The organism is Acidimicrobiia bacterium, from assembly GCA_040880805.1.
GTDB lineage: Bacteria > Actinomycetota > Acidimicrobiia > IMCC26256 > DASPTH01 > DASPTH01.
In genome coordinates, this window is sequence record JBBDHW010000016.1 from 1 (window position 1) to 18,401 (window position 18,401).

Here is an 18,401-nt window from a genome sequence, read left to right on the forward strand (position 1 = left end):
GTCACCCAGCGCGCGAGCACGTGGGCACCGGGCCGGACTCCGGGTCGCTCGACGACGCGGGCGTTCACGCCGTCGAACGGCGGCGAACCCGACGAGGTGTGGCGCTCCGCGAGGACCGTCGCGAACAGGTCGACCTCACCGAGGCCGGAGAGCGCGGCGAGTGTGTTCTGGAGCCGAAGGGAGCCGCCTGAGCGCGCCGGCCATTCCGCACGGTCAGCCAGGCACAATGTCCGCATTTGCCCCCTTCCCCGGACCAATGAGTATACGACCTGCGTTTCGACCCACCTCGGGCCCAGCGCGTCCTCCGGCCGCCATCGCCCTGTCCCACCCTGGTAACTCGGGTGAGGGAGCGCGCCGGCCTGAATGCACCTGCGCGATGCGCGGATCGGACTCATAGGTCTCGCGTTCGGGTGGTGGAGACGGCCGCGTCATCTCCCAGTAGCGCGGGGTGCGGATGCCCTCGGCCTGCCCCATCAGTGCATGCAGGTGCGTCGACCCGGTGCGCGGCAACCCGAGAATGAACACGGGAGCAACCACTTCCTCGTCGGCGATCGCCGGGAACCGCGTTCGATCGCGCACGAGTTGCAGTCGCTTGGTGAGCAGGCCCACCAGCGTCGCCGCGGCGGCGCGTTCCCGGTCGCCCTCCAGACCTGCTTCCCGGTTGAGCGACTCGATCAGCACGTCGAGGGGCCCGATGAACGGGACGTCGCCGAAGTCGTCGAGCCCGGTCTCGGCGCGGGCCGTCTCGATGAGCTCGTCGCGATCCAGGTTTCCTCCCACAACTGCTCCTTGCGTGGCGGCCGTGACGTTTGGAGACTCCCGTGGCGTGAGCCCGAGGTAGAGATTGACGCGGGGGGCCTTCCCGGCACTGCGACTTGTTGCTTCGAGCACGCCTTACAGGGCCGATCTGCGAACCGCCCTACGTGTGAACGGCGTTGACCGCGCCGATTTCCTCGCCGATGTAGAGGTCGTTGCCGTCGAGATTGATCCGCAGGTAAGCGGCGGGCATGGCGGGAGTGTACGAGCGTCGGTCTGCGAGAATGCCGCCCGACACGGGGGAGGTTCTGTGAGGGACGCGCCGAGAGGTTTCTGGGTCGCGGCGCGCGCCGAGCCGGAGCGTATTGCCGTCATCGACGCGGCCGAGCATGCCTGGACCGCGGGCGAGATGTTGGCGGGCGCCAACCGGCTCGTCCACGCGTTGCGCGCGCGGGGCGTGCACGAGGGAGACCCCGTCGCGACGCTCGCGCCCAACCGCGCGGAGCTGCTGCAGACGCTGCTCGCCGTTTTCCAAGCGGGTTGGCAGTACGTGCCGATCAACACGCATCTGACCGCCGGGGAGGTCTCGTACATCCTCGCCGACTCGGGCGCGAAGGCGCTGGTCGCCGACGAGCAGTACGCGGCGGTCGCGACCACCGCGGCGGAGACCGCCGGCGTGCCCCGCGACGCGCGCATCGCAGTGGGCACGATCCCCGGCTTCGTCCCGATTGCCGACGCGCTCGCGGAGCAGCCCGACCGCACTCCCGAGGACCGGGTCGCGGGTGGGTTCATGCAGTACACGTCGGGGACTACGGGACGGCCGAAGGCCGTGCAGCGCGCGCCGTCGACCATGGACCCCGAGACGCAGGTGGCATTGTTCGGCGCGAACCTGACCCGCTACGACATCGAGCCGGACGGCGACGCCGTGCATCTCGTGACGTCGCCGATGTACCACATGTCGCCGTTGTCGTTCGGCTACTTCTCGATGCACTTCGAGCACACGGTCGTGCTGATGGAAAGGTGGGACGCCGAGCGCGCGCTCCAGCTGATCGACCGCTACCGCGTCACCGACGTCGCGATGGTGCCCACCCAGCTCCACCGGTTGATGCAGCTGCCCGAGGAGGTGCGGAAGCGGTACGACGTGTCGTCGTTGCGCCAGGTGATCCACGCCGCCGCGCCCTGTCCACTCGATCTCAAGCGGCGGCTGTTCGACTGGCTCGGGCCGGTGATCTACGAGTTCTACGGCGCGACCGAGGGCGGGGGAACGCTTGCGAAGCCGCACGACTGGCTCGCGCATCCCGGCACCGTCGGGAAGCCATGGCCCGGGGCGGACGTCAAGATCTTCGACGACGACGGCAAGGAGCTGCCGCCCCGGACGGTCGGCACGGTGTACCTGAAGCTCATGGGGGAGTTCGCGTACAAGGGCGATCCCGACAAGACCGCGGCGAACCGGCGCGGCGACTACTTCACCGTCGGCGACATCGGCGAGCTCGACGAGGACGGCTTCTTGTACCTGCGCGACCGGAAGATCGACATGATCATCTCGGGTGGCGTGAACATCTATCCCGCCGAGATCGAGGCCGCCTTGCTCTCACACCCCAAGGTCGGCGACGCTGCCGTCTTCGGGGTCCCGCACGACGACTGGGGTGAGGAGGTCAAGGCGGTCGTGGAGGCGGCACCGGGCGTCGAGCCGTCACCCGAAGTGACTGCCGAGTTGCTCGCGCACTGCGAGGCCAACCTGGCGCGTTACAAGTGCCCGCGCAGCATCGACTTCACCGACGCCATGCCGCGCGATCCCAACGGCAAGCTCTACAAGCGCACGCTCCGCGACCCCTACTGGGTCGGCCGCGAGCGCAGCATTTGACGACCGTGCATCGAGGAGCGTGATGGCCCGGATACCGATCGAGGAGGGGTTCTTCCGGATCCCCGACGACCCCGCGGAGCCACCGCGCCTGCTGGGCAGTCGCTGCCCGAGCTGCGGCGAGGTCTTCTTCCCGCGCCGTCTGGTGTGTGCGAAGTGCCTGCACGAAGGTTGTGAAGACGTCGACCTGTCGACGCGCGGCCGGCTCTGGACGTGGACGTACTGCCACGCGCCCCTGTTCGGGAAGAAGGACGCCGACGTACCCGGCTACGGCGTCGGGCAGGTCGACCTCGCGGAGGGGCCGCGGGTCCAGTCGATCCTCCTCGGTGGACCGGACGACTTCGAGATCGGCATGGAGCTCGAGATCGACCTCGAGACGCTGCGCGAGAACGAGGACGGCGACGAGATCGTGATCTACCGCTTCCGGCCCGCCGCCGAATACTTCAACGGGGTGGCGTGATGCGGCGCGGGTTGCGGTTCGAGGGGGTGGCCGTCGCCGGGGTGGGGATGGTGCCCTTCGGCATGCTTCCGGAGCGGCCGATCCTCCACCTCGCGCGCGACGCGGGCTTGCTCGCATTGCACGACGCGGAGATGACACTCGCCGACGTCGACGAAGCGTTCGTCGGCTACATCCAGCTCGCATCGATGGTCGGCATCAAGGCCATGAAGGAGCTCGGGCTCACCGGCTTGCCCGTCACGCACATCGAGAACGCGTCGGCCACGGGGCTCGTCGCGTTCCGCGAGGCGGCGTGGGCGGTGTCGTCGGGGCGCGCGGATGTCGCCATGGCCCTGTGTTTCGACAAGTTCACCGACATGGCGGGCGGCGGCGGTCGGGCCGGGGGTGGACGCGGCGGCGGCCGCGACGTGATCGACGCTCCGATCCTGCCCGCGTCCTACTTCGCGCTGTGGGCGCAGCGACGCATGCACGACCGCGGCACGAAGCCGGAGCACTTCGCCGCCATCGCCGCGAAGAACTGGAATTACGGAGCGGTGTGCCCGACCGCGCATCGACGGTCGGATCACACGGTCACCGTCGACGAGGTGCTCGGCTCGCGCATCGTCGCCGAGCCGCTCACCACGATGATGTGCTGCCCGGCCGACGACGGCGCGGCGTGCGTCATCCTCGCTCGTGAGGATCTCGTGCGATCGCGCCAACCGGGCCGCGCGCTCGTGCGGCCACTCGCGTCGGCACTGCAGTCGGAGACGTACGCGCGCGGTCACACGTTCGTCGGACCGGTCGTGGGTCCGTCGACGATGACGCGCGACACCGCGCGCGAGTGTTACGAGGCGGCGGGCTTAGGACCGGAAGACGTGAACGTCGCGTTCTGTCACGACGCGTTCGTGAACGAAGAGCTCGAGTATTACGAGCTGCTCGGGTTCTGCGCAGAGGGCGAAGGGGACAAGCTCGTGGAGGAAGGCCAGACCGGTCCCGGCGGGCGGATCCCGTTCAACACTGACGGCGGCCTCATCGCGCGCGGCCATCCGGGTGGGCCGACGGGTCTCGCGCAGATCCACGAGTCGGTGTTGCAGCTCCGCGGCGACGCCGACGGTCGTCAGGTCGACGGCGCGCGCATCGCGCTCGCGCACCTGGTCGGTGGCGGGAGCATCTGCACCGTGAACCTGCTCGAAAGGACTGACTGACCATGGCGACAACTGAGGAATTACGGGAGGCCGGGCGCGAGATCCAGGGACAGTTGTGGCCCGCGACGCGCACGAGCGCGGGCGGGCAGTTCCCCGCGGCGAAGCTCGCGCCCGACTACTTCGACTACGTGCAGCAGACGGCCTTCGGGATGATCTGGTCGCGGCCGGGTCTGCCGGTTCGCGACCGGTCGATGATCACGGTCGCGATGCTGGCGTCGCTCGGACACCTCGAGGAGCTGCGCGCGCACCTGATGGGAGCGTTGAGCGTCGGACTGTCGCGCGACGAGCTGGTCGAGGTGCTCATGCAGGTCGCGGTGTACGCGGGCGTGCCCGCGGCGGTCGCCGCGCTGCGCGTCGCCGCCGACGTGGTCAGCGTCGACGAGAGCGGGTAGGTCAGTCGACGTTCCACCGGAGCGTGACGTCGCCCTGTCGCTCGGCGGCAGTCACGAGGTCGCTCCAGTCGTGGTCGCCGAGCCCCGCTGCCATCGCGCCGACGAGCACCTGGAGCAAGGCCGCGCCGGCCGGGGTGGGCACGGCGAGTGCGCGACCGGTGTCGACGATCAAGCCCATGTCCTTCGCAGCGAGCTCGAGCGCGAAGCTCGTGGGCCGGTCGCGCTGGTCGATCCCCTCGACCATCCGCTCGAGGTAGAAGTTCGTTGTCCCACCGGTGCGCAGCACCTCGACCGCCGTCTGCACCGGGATGCCAGCCTTCGCGCACAGCGAGAGTCCCTCGAGGCTCGCCCAGGTGGCGGCGTAGGCGAGGAGGCTGTTCACGAGCTTCATCGTGTTGCCGAGCCCGAGCGGGCCGAGGTGGAACGTGGCTCGACCGAGCGGATCGAGAACGGGCCGCACACGCGCGACGGCGTCGTCGTCCCCGCCCACCATGAACATCAGCATGCGGTTCTCCGCGCCGGGTGCGCCGCCCGTGAGCGGCGCTTCGACGAGGTGATGACCGGACGCCGTGAGTCGCGTGCCGAGCTCTTGCACCACCCCGGGGTTGTTCGTGGAGAGGTCGACGAGGATCGAGCCGGCGGCCGCAGTCGTCGTCCACTCGTCTGCCACCTGGCGGACCGCCGACGGCGAGGGCAGCGACAGCATGGTGATCTCGGATGCAGCTCCCACGGCCGCGACCGACGGTGCCGCCTCGGCGCCCTCGATTGCCTTCACGCGTTCGGCGTCCACGTCGTACACCGTCACCTCGTGACCGTCGGTGACGAGGTTGTTCGCGATGTGGCCGCCGATGTTGCCGAGCCCGATCATTCCGACGCGCATGATTCCTCCCGGCGACCTGATACTGGCGTTGAGAGTACGGTCGCGGGTGACGGCGTGCCAATGGAGGACATGATGGGCCTTCGCGACCATGTGATCTGCGACAGCGACCTGCACGTGATGGAACCGCCCGACCTGTGGGAGCGCTACATCGACCCCGCGTTCGCCCACGCGGCGCCCCGCGGCATGTCCGAGCTTCCTCGCGACATGCGGGTCAAGGTGAAGAACTCGGTGATGTTGCGCCTGGGCGCGGTACGGCCCGTCCGCAACACCGGGACCCGCGCGAGCGGCTGGCGACCGGAGCACGACGACGCGTACGCGGCGTCCGAAGCGCGCGGCTGGGACGCGCAATCGCAGGTGGACGCGATGGACGCCGAAGGTCTCGACCTCGCGGTGCTGTTCCCGTCGCGTGGCCTCTTCGTGCTCGGCCTCGACAGCGTCGAACAGATGGGGATGGACGGGCTCGAGCCCGAGTTCGCGAGCGCGATCGCTCGTGCGTACAACGACTGGATGAAGGACTTCTGCAACTTCGCTCCGCACCGCATGTTCGGCGCGGCGATGGTCGCGCCGCACGACGTGCCCGGCGCGGTCGAAGAAGCGCGCCGCTCCGTGGAGGAGCTCGGCTTCAAAGCGATCTTCCTCGCGCCCTCCACCGTCAACCGCCGGCCCTGGCACCACCCGGCGTACGACCCGCTGTGGGCGGAGATCGAGCGGCTCGACGTCCCCATCTCGTTCCACGGCGGCGGCCAGACGTATCTCACGCCCGACTTCAGCCTCGGAGTGCTCGACAAGCTGATGCTGTGGCACACCTTCAGCCAGCCACTCGGGATCCAGTTCGTCACGGTGTGCTTCTGCGGCGGCGGGATCCTCGAGCGGTTCCCGACCCTGCGTGTCGCGTTGCTCGAGGGCAACTGCTCGTGGGCGCCGTGGTTGCTCTACCGCCTCGACGAGCACTACGAGTGGACGGGAGGGCACGAAGCTCCCGACCTCACGATGCCGCCGTCGGAGTACTTCAAGCGGAACTGCTGGGTTTCGGTCGAGGCCGACGAGGAACCCGTGCCCCACTTCGTCAGCACGTTCGGCGACGAGAAGCTGCTGTTCTCGACCGACTACCCGCACGGCGACTCGAAGTACCCGCACGCGGTCGACGCCTTCGACAAGCTCCCGATCTCCGACGAGAGCAAGGCGCGCATCGTGAGCACGAACTGGGCCGACCTCTACAAGATCCCGCTCACGAAGAACGTCTGACCGACCGTCGGAGCCCATGGCGTTGCACTTCCTGACGGAGCACGAGTACGAGGTCGTCGCACGATGCGCCGATCGGCTCTTGCCGCCCCACGCTGCGTTCGTCGGTGGTGCAGCGGCGGGAGTCGCCGGCTACGTCGATCTGACGCTCGGCGGGTTCGAATTCGATCCGCCACGAATCTGGGCGGGGGGCCCGTTCTCGGGGCGCTTCGGCGGCGCCGCGACGTTCGACCAGTTCATCCCCTTGTCACGGGTCGAGGAACTCGCCTGGCGTACGCGCATCGAGGGATCGCGCGGCATCGCGGAACGCGAGTGGAACGGTCCGGTCCGCGGTTGGCAGGAGATCTACCGCGAGGGGATCGCGATGCTCGCGGACAACTTCCTCGATCTCGCGGGCGAGGAGCAGGAAGCGGCGCTCGATGCGCTCCCCGAGTTGAAGCAACTGCTGTTCGAGCACGCCTGCGAAGCGTGTTACGGGTCGCCCGAGTACGGCGGCAACCTGGACCTGAACGGTTGGCGCGCGATCGGATACGCCGGCGACGTGCAGCCGCGCGGCTGGCGCGACGAAGAGGTCACCAGTGCCTGACTTCGACGTCGTGATCGTCGGCTCCGGTCCGGGCGGCGCGACCACGGCCGACGTGTTGACTGCGGCCGGGAAGTCGGTGTGCGTCCTCGAGAAGGGCCGGAACCATCTGTTGGCGCTGGAGCCACCGTTCGAGAGCCTTGGGCGCCTCTCGAACGACGAGATCAAGTTCAATCGTCGCCATTTCCTCGGTCCCGACCCGCTGCTCGAACCGCGGACCTACCGACGCGCGGTCGCCGACGGCGACCGTATCTTCACGGGCGATGTCAACAACATGCCGTCCACGGTTGGCGGTGCCGGATACCACGCCGACGGCAAGTTGCCGCGCTACCGCGAGATCGACTTCCGCCTCGCCGGCGAGCTCGGACCGGTTGACGGCGCCGAAGTCGCCGACTGGCCGGTCGACTACGACGAGATCGAGCCGTACTACGCCGAGGCGGAGCGCGCCATCGGCGTCGCCGGTGACCACACGGGCAATCCGTTTGCGGCCTGGCGCAGCGGCCGGTACCCGATGCCACCCGGCGCCGACATGTTCCTCACGACGCTCACGGGTCCGGCCGCCGAGACGCTCGGCTATCACCCGTACCGCGCGCCGACCGGTGCCAACAGCGTCCCGTATGACGGCCGGCCGGCGTGCAACAACTGCGGCTTTTGCGCGTTCTACGGCTGCCCGATCGAAGCGAAGGGCGATCCGGTTGCGCTGCTACGACGCGCATTGCGCACCGGTAACTGCGAGATCCGCCCCGAGAGCATCGCACTCGAGATCCTGGTCGACAGTACGGGGAAGCAGAGTCGCGGAGTGCGCTACCTCGACGCGGACGGGACGCAACACGAGGTGACGTCGAACGCGGCCGTGGTCGCGTGCGGCGCGTTCGAGACTCCACGGCTCCTGCTCCGGAGCGGCATCGGGAACTCTTCCGATCTCGTCGGGCGGTATCTCATGTTCCACCTGCAGACGATCGTGTTGGGGTACTTCCCGTTTCGACTCCACGCGTACAAGGGCCGCGATGTCACGCACCTCATGGACGATCCGATCGTCGGCGACGCGGCGAGTGCAGCGGCTGCGAAGACGGCCGGCGTGCCGTACCTGCGCGGCGGAATCGTCGAACACGGCGGGAGCGGCCACCCGATCGGCGAGGCGCTGTACACACCACCTGGGCAACAGCACAGCGCGCGCATGGCGGCGTCGGACCGCCGCGACCGGATGGTCGGCTTCACGATGCAGGGCGAAGATCTGCCGCAAGCAACCAACCGCGTCGATCTGGATCCCGCCGTCCGCGACGTGTGGGGTCTGCCGGCCGGACGCATCACCTACACGTCGCACGAGCACGATGTCGCGTGTGCGCACCACTGGGGGCCGCGGCTCGAGGAGGTCCTGCGCCAAGCGGGCGCGCACACCACGTCGTGGCTCACCTCCCCCGGAACTCCTGGTACGCGCGTGCCGGGCCTCCAGCCGATCTCACGGCACTGGATGGGTACCGCGCGGATGGGTGACGATCCTCGGCGGTCGGTGTGCGACCCGTGGCAACGTCTGTGGGACGTCGACAACGTCGTGGTGACCGACTCGTCGGTGTTCCCGACCTCGACCGGATACGGCCCGACGTTGACGCTGGTGGCTCTCGCGGTGCGCGCCGCACGCGCGCTCGCGGGCATCGAACCGCTGACGTCGGACCGTGCGAACGCGATCTGAGCGTCGGCGCCTCAATGCTGGAAACTGCCGTGCGAGTCGTGCTGTACGCGCTCGTCGCCGCGACGAGCCCGATTGCCCTCGGGGCGACGCTCGCCGTACTCAAGAGCAATCGACCCCGGGTGAACGGCAGCGCGTTCGCAATCGGATTCCTGCTGGGCCAGTCGGCGGTCTGTCTCCTCGCGTTCGTCATCGGTGACGCGTCGATCGCCGAGCCCAAGAACAAGCATGAAACCTTCGAGTCGCTCCTCGCGCTCGCGGTCGGGATCGCGCTCCTCGCTACCGCCGCGCACGTGCGATCACGTCCTCGCGAGCCGCGACCGCACCGCCCCCTCGGACCGAGGACGAAGGCCATGCTCACGCGGCTCTCGCGGCTCTCACCGGGCGCGGCACTCGGTACCGGCATCGCGCTCGGCATCGGTGGTCCCAAGCGGCTCGGCCTCACGCTTATCGTCGCGGCCGCGATCTCTGCAGCCGCGCTGGGGGGTACCGCCGACCTCGGCCTCGTCGCCGTCTATGTGCTCGTCGCCACTGTTCTCGTCTGGGTGCCCGTGACCCTCTTTGTGCTGTTCGGAACGCGCGCGACGGACTGGATAGATCGCGCCCAGGCATGGGTGTCTCAGCACGAACAACCGTTGACGTTCTACCCAGCGCTCGTCGTCGGCGTGGGGCTCACCGCTGAATCGCTGATCCGGCTTCTCTGAACCTCATGCTGGAGTCGCGACAGCTCCGTCGGCGACGTCGCTGCGGTTCGCGAGCATGACGAGTACGGCATCGATGCTGGCAGCGAGTTCACGGAGTCGTTGCTCGATCGCGAGCAGGGCATGGACCTGCGCGACCGCGCAGGACTGCTCACGCGACAAGGCGGGGTGGTCTTGCGCGGAGCTGAGTGCCTGTTCGGCCGCGGTGCGATCCGCGTCGAGCAGCGCCCTCGCGTCTTGTCCTGTCGGGTCGCTACTGGTGCTTGTCTCCATTGGTGTCACATCGATTCTCGTATGGATTCCAGGTTGGTCAGAGGGATACGGCACCGGCACGACTCGCCGCGCGCTTGGCGCGCGGTTGGCGACGCGTTCCGGTTTCGACGAGAAGGTCGAGCACCTCGCCGACGGTGCGCTCACCGTTCGTCGCTCCGAGCAGCGGAAGATGATCTTGGATCTGGTAGCGATTCCGGCGCCCGTCCCGCTCCTTGACGATATAACCGGCGGTCGCGAGGTCGGTGACGATTCTGTAGGCGCTGCGTTCGGTGATGTCAAGCGTTGTCGCGATATCGCGGAGCCGGATGCCCGGATCGTGGGCGATGCACACCAGGGCACGTGCATGGTTCGTCAGGAAGCTCCATGCCGGCATGGACCAGAACTCTACCATTTGCATTCAAGAAATCTATCGCTGGTGATCGCTCTCTCGCGGCGGCACTGCGGTGCCCCGGAAGCAGCTTGCGGAGTATGGGAAGTCTTGCGTCATCACGTAGTGGTAGGTGGTGACGGTCTTGCCGTCGAGTTGGATCTCGCTGGTGATCCCGTGACATTCGTCGAGGTCCTTGGTGGTGAGGATGTTGTGCTCCGCGACTTTCGGGCCGGTGATCGGGAAGCCATCCAGCGCGAAGCCGATCACGGTGTGGACCGACGCGTCCTGAATGCACTTGCTGAGCGTGTGGTAGTGGTACTCGTGGCTCATCTGCGGATGACCGTCACAGCCATCTTGTACTTCCCACGCACCCGCGTCGCGTCCACCCGCGTCGAACGCGTCGAAGAGCGCGACGCCGGTGGTCATCACACCGACTTCGCCACTCACGCAGCTCGGAGCGCTCTGCACGGTCGGGTTCGCGTCGAGCGTGTAGGTCAACGACTGGCTCTCGATGCTGTTCGGGTTCCGGTCGTACTGGTAGGCGGGGTCCGACGGCTGCACGGGGAAGACGCCGGTCGTGTGGTCCCTCGGAAGGTCGTTGGTCGAGATGATGCGTGAGCTTCCAGTGATCGTGATCGTGTAGCTCGAGTCCCACTGCACATTGCCGGCAACTGCGACCTTCTCGTTGATGTCGTACTCCGTGTTGTCGTTCGCGAACCACGGGCCGCGCGTTTGCGCTCCGCCACCTCCGCCGGCGGGGACTCGGCACACGTACACGTATCCCTGCTCGGGTTGGTTCTGCCGGGTGTACTTGCCGTCGCCAACCGGCAGGATCCCGTCGGCGTACTCGTCGCCGTAGTTCTTGTTCGGGTCGAGGGTGAGGCCTGTACCCGACTTCGCGACTGTCGTCGACGTCGAAGCGGAATCGGAGGACGACGAGTCGCAACCGACGAGCCACAGCCCGTACGCGACGACGAACACCGCCACGAACGCCGCGCGCGCCGCGGCGTTCACGCACCGGGCCGCAGGACGCGGCCGGGGCGTGCACCGGTGTCCACGCCGTCGCGGCGGACGAGCACACCGTTGACGACCAGCGCGAGGTAGCCCTCGGCGTCGACGACGAAGCGTCCGCCGCCTGCGGGGAAGTCTTCCACCCACCGCGTCGCGCCGGCGGCGAGGCGCTCCGGGTCCCACACCACGAGGTCGGCCACCGCGCCCGGCCGGATAACACCACGGTCGCGCAGCCCGTACAAGCTCGCCGGGATCGCGCTGAGGCGAGCGACTGCCCACTCGAGCGGGAGCGCGTCGGGGACGTACTCGGTGAGCAGACGCGTCGTGTAGTCGACACCGCAATACGACGACAGGTGCGCCCCGGCGTCGCTGCTGCCCGGGAGCGTGAGGGGGTGCGCCACGATCGCCGCGGTTGCCGGGTTCGCGCCTCCACCACGTGATCCGGCGCCGCCCGAACCGGCGAGCGTGAAGACCAGCTCGAGGCCTTCGGCGAGTGACGCGTCGAGGAACGCGTCGAGCTCGTCGGTCGCTCCGAGGAGCGAGCGCAGCTCGGGAACGCGGAGCCCCACCCAGTCCGGATGGCTGTCGGCGCGCGCTACCTTGATGTTGTTCCACCCGAACACGATGTTCCGGCTCTTCGTGTCGGCCCACTGCGCGCGCATCTCGTCGCGGACCGACGGGTCGGTCAAGCGTTGCGCGCGCTCGGTGGAGGGCAGGGTCAGCGTGTCGCGGAACGCGGGCATCTCGTCGAACAGGAACGTGTCGGCGAGGGCGAAGAACACCTGCAGCTGCTGCGTCGCCGACTGTGGGTAGAGACGAGCTCCCGCACGTTGTGCCGCTTCCGCGAACTCGATGCCGGCGCGCCACGCGTCGGGCTGGGTCGGCAGCGGTTGGAGCGGGTTCACGTTCATCGGCTTCCCGCTCGCCGCGCACATCGCGAGCATGAGCGCGCGATCGTCGTCCGAATGGCCTTCGAGGTTTGTACGCGAGATGAACTCGAGCGCACCGCTCGGGAAGTCGGCAAGGGCACCGGCCAACGCAACGAGCTCGTCGTGTGCCGCGAGGTTCGACGGCACGGGCCGGCCGTCGTGAGTGACGTGCAGGTCGAGCTGCGACGACGAGAAGCCGACCGCGCCGTCGCGCATCGCGTCGTGCACCAGTGCGACCATCGCCGCAACCTCATCGGATGTCGCGGCGCGCTCGACCGCCGCGTCGCCGAGCACGTAGCGGCGGACGGCGGAGTGTCCGACCTGGAGCCCGACGTTCACGCCGAGTCCACCGCGTTCGAGATTCGCCGCGAAGTCAGCGCAATCACCACCACCGAATGTCGCGCCGGTCGCAAGCGTCTCGGGATGCATGCCCTCCACGCGGCTGAGCATCTGCAGGAGCCACGCCACGTCGGACGGACGCGCGGGGAACAACGAGAACCCGCAGTTGCCCGTGATCACGGTGGTTACCCCGTGCCATGACGACGGCGACGCGGTTGGGTCCCAGTGCAGCTGCGCGTCGTAGTGCGTGTGGATGTCGACGAAACCGGGCGCGAGCACGCCACCGTCGGCGTCGAGCTCGACCTCACCGCGCTCGTCGACGCGGCCGACCTGGGTGATGTACCCGTCGCGAACCGCGACGTCGGCCGTATACGGCGGAAGCCCGCTGCCGTCGACGACCGTGGCGCCGCGCACGACGAGATCGCTCATGCCGGTGCGCGCGCCGCGACGAGCTCCTCGATCCCGTAGAGCCGAGCCGCGTTCTGGCCGAACAGCTTGGCCCGATCGGACGGCTCCATGTCTTCGGTGTGCTCGCGGAGCTCGTCGACCACACCGGGGTACTTGGCGTCGCTGTGCGGGAAGTCGGACGCCCAGATGAGGTTGTCGGCTCCGGCGAGTCGAGCCATCGCGCCCATCGTGTGCTCGCCGGGGTCGAAGCTGACGACGCATTGCCGCTGGAAGTACTCCGTGGGCGAGAGCGAGAGCTTCGCGGTTGCCCACCCGTACGTTTCGAGGAACTCGTCCATGCGGTCCATCCAGTGCGCGATCCAGCCGCCCCCGCATTCGAGCACCGCGACCTCGAGCGTCGGGTGACGTTCGAGCACGCCCGAGTAGACGAGGTTCGAGAGCGTCATGTACTGGTCGAAGAAGAGGATGACCGCGTGGTGCGTACCCGGTGCCATCAGGTCGACCATGCGCTTCGACGTGCCCTCCATGTCGAACAGCCCCGCGCCGTGCAGACCGAGCGGGATGCGGTGCTCCTCGAGCGCGTCGTACATCGCGTCGAAGTCGGGATGCCACAGCGGGCGACCGAGCACCGGGTTCGGTCGCACCACGCCGGCGCGCAGACCCATCCCGACGACGCGGTGCACCTCGGCCGCCGCCGCTGCCGGATCGTGGGCGGGGAGCACCGCGCTGCCGACCAGCCGGTCGGGCGCGGCCGACGTCCACTCCGCCATCCAGTCGTTCCAGACCTGGTGGCACGCGACCGCGAGTTGCGGGTCCTGGATCCCGCCGAGGGCCTGACCGAGTCCGCAATAGAGCACGGCGATGTCGATGCCCTCCTCGTCGAGCACGCGGATGCGCTCGTGGGGATCGAAGCCGGCCGGGTTGCCGTCCTCGTAGCGCATCGCGCTCGCGAAGTTCTCGTTGTTGTGCATGCCGGCGTTCGTGAGGCCCGCGAGTCCCATCGGGATCCCCACCCGGTCCTCGACCAGCACCTGCTGGGTCTGGATCTCGTCGTTCCACCGCACGCGCAGACCCTGGTCGCGCATCGAAGGCGGGAGGTTCCGTTCCCAGAGGTCGGGCGGCTCGCAGACGTGGCCGTCGGCGTCGACGACGATCGGGCGCTCGGTTTCGGTGCTCACGTGTGCCGCTCCTTGTTCACGAGCTCTGCTTCGGGTCCGGGACTTCCTCGGGCGTGCCCTCGTGGTATTCGACGAACTCGATCAGGTAGCCGTCGAAGTCCTTGATGAACGCCACCGTCACCGGCCAACGGTCCAGGCGCTGCGGCTCCGACACCGACTCGCAACCAGCGGCGATGGCCTTGTCGTAGACGGCCCGGCAGTCGCTCGTGTTCACGTAGAGCTTCCACATGGCGGTGCCCATGTCGATGGGACCGTCTTGATCGAGCTGTTGCGCGAGCTGCATCCGGGAGCCGCCCTCCTTCGCCTGGAGCACTGCTTCCCGTGCGGTGGGGATCTCGGTGCGGCTCTGCAACGGGATGCCGACGACCCCGTCCCAGAACTCGATCGCGCGGTCGATGTCGCTGACGTTGATGCAGTACTGCGAGAGGATCTGACCCATCTCCGTCTCCGTGGTCGGCCGACGCGCGCGCAAGAGCTTCTGCGATACCCCACCCCCATGTCAACGCCCGAACTTGGCCGACTTGCTCACGGTGACGGCGAGGCGTGCGCCCGACAATGATCTTTGGAGAGGGGTGTCCTCCCGGGGCTCACAGATCGCGTATATCTGTAGATCCGTATCGATCGCCCCTCGTGTTTCGGCGGGGCTCGAGCGAGCACCGAGCGATGCTGCCGGCTATGGATCAGGTCGGCGCGTGATTCTGTATTCGTGCCAGCGTCGTTCTCACATGCCGCCCCGCGTGGACATTCTGTACGTCAACTCGGCGCGCGGAGATCGACGCAACGGCGTGCTGCGAGCCTCGCGCAGACGTCCGCTATCGGGACTCCGGTGCGCCTGAATGGGCTGCGCTCGCGCCGCCAGCGTGTTCATCGCGACAGAACATCGGCCGCTCCTAGCGGCAGTTCGGTGTGCTGCGAATGCTCGATGACACCGAATGCTCGTTCTGGATCGGGCGCGCACGCCGAATAGCCACCACGTCGCCCGACACCGTCGTGACGGCACCGCCCGTGGGAGGTCTCAGCTACCCGTGTGGCAGCTGCCGTCGGCGCTCGTGGGTGGCAGGTCGAGCGCGGGGTTCCGATCGAAGAAGCCGAACGGTGAGAGCAGGAACCCGGTGTACTCGACGGGCATGACCGGCCAGTCTTCGGGACGCACGAAGTGCGTGACCCCGAACGTGTACCAGAGGACGACGTCGGTGTCGGTTATCGCACGGTCGGCCGCAGTCCAACGCGGGAGCCCGTCGCCTCCTGCGTGCTGGTTGGGATACTCGCCCGCAGCGCGCCGTTCGTCGCGCGCGTATGGCGTGACCCAGAGGTTGTGACGCGCGAAGCCGGCGCGTTGCCCGACGCTCGACTCGGGTGACGCGAGCATCGTGGGCGTCGACATCGTGGGGACGAGCTTGTAGCCGACCGGCTGCCCGAGCCGGTTCAGGCGCGATGGGTTGACGACCTTCCACACGCGGCTCGTCGCGGCATTGACCTCGCGCTGTGCGGCGAGCTCCGTGTCGAGGCGCGTCGACTGCTGCGCGAACGCGTTGCCCCAGGGATTCTCCGGACCCGTGGGGACCGGTCCCGCCTCGACTTCGTACACGGTGTTGCCGGCGCCGTCGACGTCGAGGTCGAGGCGAGCGGAGAACAAGTGCTGGTGGTGGGGCGCCGCGAGGCCGGGCGCGATCACGTTCGCAAACTCCGGTTGCTCACCGGGCGCGATCGCCATCGGCGAGACGATACCGGTGAGTTTCACCTCGAGCTGGATGTTGCCGTCGAGGTAGAAGTACCAGTAGAAGCCGTACTCGTAGTTCCCAACCGTTGAGATGAAGCTGACGACGAGCCGGCGCGAGCGGCGGACTTCGTTCGTGTTCCCGCGCTGGTCGACATGCTTCCAGAGGATCCCGTAGTCCTCTTCGTGCATGCAGATCGCGTGCTCGACGTTGTACGGCTCGCCCTGCTCGGTCGCGAGCACGGCGTCGAAGTAGTGGATCTCGCCGAGACAATCGCAACCGAGTTGCAGCGAGTTCGCCATCCGACCGAGGCCCCACTCGCCGGCGTCGAACGCGTTCTTCCAGCCGTGCATCGCGCCCGGGTGCCCGTATGGCACCACCATCTCGCACACCGACGCTCGGTGGAGCACGGGCCGGACGCGGTCACCGTCGTGGTAGGCGACGGTGTGCAACACCAGGCCCTCGTAGGGATCGAAGCCGACGCGGAACGACCACCGCTGCCACCGCACGAGGTTCCCGTCGACGTGGAAGCTCGGACCCTCGGGCTGGACGATCGCGAGCGGCCTGAGGCCGTCGCGCAGTGGGCCGACGTCTTCGGGGAGGTACGAGCCGCGCTCGGGCGGCAGCGGCACCACACCGAGGTCGACGACTTCGAGCACCTCGCCCGCGCCCTGGTCGAAGAAAGCGATGAGCCCTTCGATCGGGCGCGCGTACCCGTTGTCAGCGTCGGACTCGCGCAGGTACGCGATGCACCGGCTGATGCGGCGGCCGTCCTCGTGAGCGACGCCGAACGAACCGGCAGGCCACGGGTCGATCTGGACGATCGCATCTTCGGCGATCCCGCGTCGCCGGAGCGCCGCCTGCCAGCCGGGGTGTGCGGTCACGCCGATGATCGCCGACAGTGACTCGCCGAAGAGCAACGCGGGTCGCACACCTTCACACACCGTCCACGAACGGATCTCGCCCGACGTCACCGAGAGGACGACCTCGATGGCGTCGAGCCGGGCACCGGGTGGCACGAGCAGCGCCTCGATCTCCCGGTCGACGGTCGAGGCATCGGCGTTCTTCGCGGGCTCGTACAACCGCACGTGCACGAACACCGAGTTGGCCTCGAACCGCTGGTCGGCCCGGACGATCTCGACCGCCCGGCGGATCTCGTCCGGAGTGACCATGGCCAGCGGGTGCACAGACGTGGTGGTCATGCGCGCTGGTCGAACGCGACCTTGATCGCGCCGGACTCGTCCTGCGTGGCGAGCGCGGTGAACGCGGTACGCCAGTCGTCGAGCGCGAAGGTGTGCGTGAGCATGTCGGTGAGGTCCACACGGCCGGAGCTTGCGAGGTCGAGATAGTGGGCGATGCCGTGCTTGCGGACGCCGTCGACCTCTTCGAACCCGAACGCGTTGGAACCGACCCAGCTGATCTCCTTGAAGTACAGCGGCGTCCACTCCCATGAAGTCGGTCCGTGCACACCGGCCTTCACGAGTGTGCCGTGCGCCTTGAGCAAGCACACCGATACCTCGAGGGTCTCCTTCTTCGAGATGGTGTCGTACACGATGTCGATCCCGCCCGGGTACGCCATCGGCAGATCGTGGTTGCCCCGGAGGACACCGCCCGACCAGTCGGCCGCGGCCTCGATCAGTTCCTTGACCGGCGAGTGGGCGAAGACCGCGCTCGCACCCAACTTGCGCGCGAGCTCACCCTGACTCTCGAAGCGCGCGACGACGCCGACCTCGACGTTCGGGTAGAGCGCGCGGAGAATGGCGACCGCGCAACTTCCGAGTGCGCCCGAGCCGTACACGAGCGCCTTGCCGTGCGGCGGCGGTGGGTGCCGCGTGATGCCGTGCAGCGACACCGCGAACGGGTCGGCGAACACCGCGATCTCGTCGCGCACGGAATCCGGCACCGGGAAGAGCATGGAGGGATGCGCGGGCATGAGGGTCGCAAACCCCCCGCTCGCGTCCTTCGACGTGCCGGTGTGGATGCCGGGGGCAATCGGTGGGACGGTGAAGTTCCAGCACAGGCTGAGATCGCCGACCTCGCACGCCGGACAGATCGGTGACACGCCCCGCGGCACGCACGACAGCCAAGGGTTGAGCACGACGCGATCGCCGACCTCTATGCCTTCTGCCTCGGGTCCCAGCGCCACCACGTCGGCAACGACCTCGTGCCCGGGCACTTGGGGCATCGACGAGAAGTCGCGCATGGGGTTGTCCATGCTCATCTCGCCCCAGTCCATGAACACCTGCTTGGAGTCCGACCCGCAGACCCCGGTGAGCCTCGGGCGTGTGACCACCCAGTCGGGGAGCAGGAATCCGGGATCGTCCATCTCGACGAGGTCCATCGGGGTGCGCGCGAGCGCGGCAATGAGTGGGTTGTCGGTCTCGGGCTGCGGCATCGGCGGGGGTTGAATTCCGTAGAGCAGTGCGCGCACG

At 68.2% G+C, this 18,401-nt stretch carries 19 protein-coding genes; 8 read left to right on the top strand and 11 right to left on the bottom strand.

The window, feature by feature from the left end; translation table 11 throughout:
• Window positions 1-236: hypothetical protein (locus WD271_02965; GenBank protein MEX1006786.1), on the bottom strand; the 236-nt coding region annotated here is incomplete at its 3' end.
• On the bottom strand, window positions 214-780 hold the full coding sequence (locus WD271_02970) for a sulfotransferase (GenBank protein ID MEX1006787.1): 567 nt from the start codon (window positions 778-780) through the stop codon (window positions 214-216). The genes WD271_02965 and WD271_02970, both read right to left, overlap by 23 nt.
• Window positions 781-1,066: 286 nt before the next feature.
• Here WD271_02970 and WD271_02975 point away from each other — a divergent pair, with 286 nt between their 5' ends.
• Genes WD271_02975 through WD271_02990 form a run of 4 tightly spaced genes read left to right on the top strand, consistent with a single transcriptional unit; the run spans window position 1,067 to window position 4,650 of the window.
• Window positions 1,067-2,620: an AMP-binding protein gene (locus tag WD271_02975; protein ID MEX1006788.1), complete on the top strand. Its 1,554-nt coding sequence runs from the start codon at window positions 1,067-1,069 to the stop codon at window positions 2,618-2,620.
• Between the two features lie 22 nt (window positions 2,621-2,642).
• A complete protein-coding gene (locus WD271_02980) occupies window positions 2,643-3,077 on the top strand; it encodes an OB-fold domain-containing protein (protein MEX1006789.1) in 435 nt (144 codons plus the stop codon).
• Window positions 3,077-4,258, top strand: coding sequence for a thiolase family protein (locus WD271_02985; protein MEX1006790.1), 1,182 nt, complete (start codon window positions 3,077-3,079; stop codon window positions 4,256-4,258). The genes WD271_02980 and WD271_02985 overlap by 1 nt, the downstream gene beginning before the upstream one ends.
• Before the next feature lie 2 nt (window positions 4,259-4,260).
• Entirely contained in the window at window positions 4,261-4,650 is a 390-nt protein-coding gene (locus WD271_02990; GenBank protein ID MEX1006791.1) for a carboxymuconolactone decarboxylase family protein, read from the top strand.
• A gap of 1 nt (window position 4,651) precedes the next feature.
• Here WD271_02990 and WD271_02995 read toward each other — a convergent pair whose 3' ends face one another.
• Window positions 4,652-5,530, bottom strand: a complete 879-nt coding sequence (locus WD271_02995) for an NAD(P)-dependent oxidoreductase (protein ID MEX1006792.1) — start codon at window positions 5,528-5,530, stop codon at window positions 4,652-4,654.
• A gap of 72 nt (window positions 5,531-5,602) precedes the next feature.
• Between WD271_02995 and WD271_03000 the strand changes: the two genes are divergently transcribed.
• The 4 genes from WD271_03000 to WD271_03015 are packed head-to-tail and all read left to right on the top strand — an operon-like array spanning window position 5,603 to window position 9,746.
• Window positions 5,603-6,775 (top strand): amidohydrolase family protein, encoded by a 1,173-nt coding sequence (locus tag WD271_03000; protein ID MEX1006793.1) that lies wholly within the window; start codon window positions 5,603-5,605, stop codon window positions 6,773-6,775.
• A 16-nt stretch (window positions 6,776-6,791) separates the two neighbouring features.
• A complete protein-coding gene (locus WD271_03005; protein ID MEX1006794.1) occupies window positions 6,792-7,358 on the top strand; it encodes a gluconate 2-dehydrogenase subunit 3 family protein in 567 nt (188 codons plus the stop codon).
• Window positions 7,351-9,045 carry a GMC family oxidoreductase gene (locus WD271_03010; protein MEX1006795.1) on the top strand — a complete coding sequence of 565 codons (1,695 nt, stop codon included), beginning with the start codon at window positions 7,351-7,353 and terminating at the stop codon, window positions 9,043-9,045. The genes WD271_03005 and WD271_03010 overlap by 8 nt, the downstream gene beginning before the upstream one ends.
• Window positions 9,046-9,074: 29 nt before the next feature.
• Window positions 9,075-9,746 (top strand): GAP family protein, encoded by a 672-nt coding sequence (locus WD271_03015; protein ID MEX1006796.1) that lies wholly within the window; start codon window positions 9,075-9,077, stop codon window positions 9,744-9,746.
• 3 nt (window positions 9,747-9,749) lie between these two features.
• Here WD271_03015 and WD271_03020 read toward each other — a convergent pair whose 3' ends face one another.
• From WD271_03020 to WD271_03055, 8 genes are all read right to left on the bottom strand, one after another.
• Window positions 9,750-10,016 carry a hypothetical protein gene (locus WD271_03020; GenBank protein ID MEX1006797.1) on the bottom strand — a complete coding sequence of 89 codons (267 nt, stop codon included), beginning with the start codon at window positions 10,014-10,016 and terminating at the stop codon, window positions 9,750-9,752.
• A gap of 37 nt (window positions 10,017-10,053) precedes the next feature.
• The gene (locus WD271_03025; GenBank protein MEX1006798.1) at window positions 10,054-10,389 is read right to left on the bottom strand and encodes an AsnC family transcriptional regulator; all 336 of its coding nucleotides are present in this window, start codon (window positions 10,387-10,389) and stop codon (window positions 10,054-10,056) included.
• 33 nt (window positions 10,390-10,422) lie between these two features.
• Complete coding sequence (locus WD271_03030) at window positions 10,423-11,400, bottom strand: YHYH protein (GenBank protein MEX1006799.1); 978 nt, start codon at window positions 11,398-11,400, stop codon at window positions 10,423-10,425.
• Window positions 11,397-13,094 (bottom strand): amidohydrolase family protein, encoded by a 1,698-nt coding sequence (locus WD271_03035; GenBank protein MEX1006800.1) that lies wholly within the window; start codon window positions 13,092-13,094, stop codon window positions 11,397-11,399. Before WD271_03035 ends, WD271_03030 begins: the two co-directional genes overlap by 4 nt.
• The gene (locus WD271_03040) at window positions 13,091-14,251 is read right to left on the bottom strand and encodes an amidohydrolase family protein (protein ID MEX1006801.1); all 1,161 of its coding nucleotides are present in this window, start codon (window positions 14,249-14,251) and stop codon (window positions 13,091-13,093) included. The genes WD271_03035 and WD271_03040 overlap by 4 nt, the downstream gene beginning before the upstream one ends.
• A gap of 16 nt (window positions 14,252-14,267) precedes the next feature.
• A complete protein-coding gene (locus WD271_03045) occupies window positions 14,268-14,690 on the bottom strand; it encodes a VOC family protein (GenBank protein MEX1006802.1) in 423 nt (140 codons plus the stop codon).
• Between the two features lie 576 nt (window positions 14,691-15,266).
• Window positions 15,267-17,171 (bottom strand): primary-amine oxidase, encoded by a 1,905-nt coding sequence (locus tag WD271_03050; protein MEX1006803.1) that lies wholly within the window; start codon window positions 17,169-17,171, stop codon window positions 15,267-15,269.
• Complete coding sequence (locus WD271_03055; protein MEX1006804.1) at window positions 17,168-18,400, bottom strand: alcohol dehydrogenase catalytic domain-containing protein; 1,233 nt, start codon at window positions 18,398-18,400, stop codon at window positions 17,168-17,170. The genes WD271_03050 and WD271_03055 overlap by 4 nt, the downstream gene beginning before the upstream one ends.
• Between the last annotated feature and the right edge of the window lies 1 nt (window position 18,401).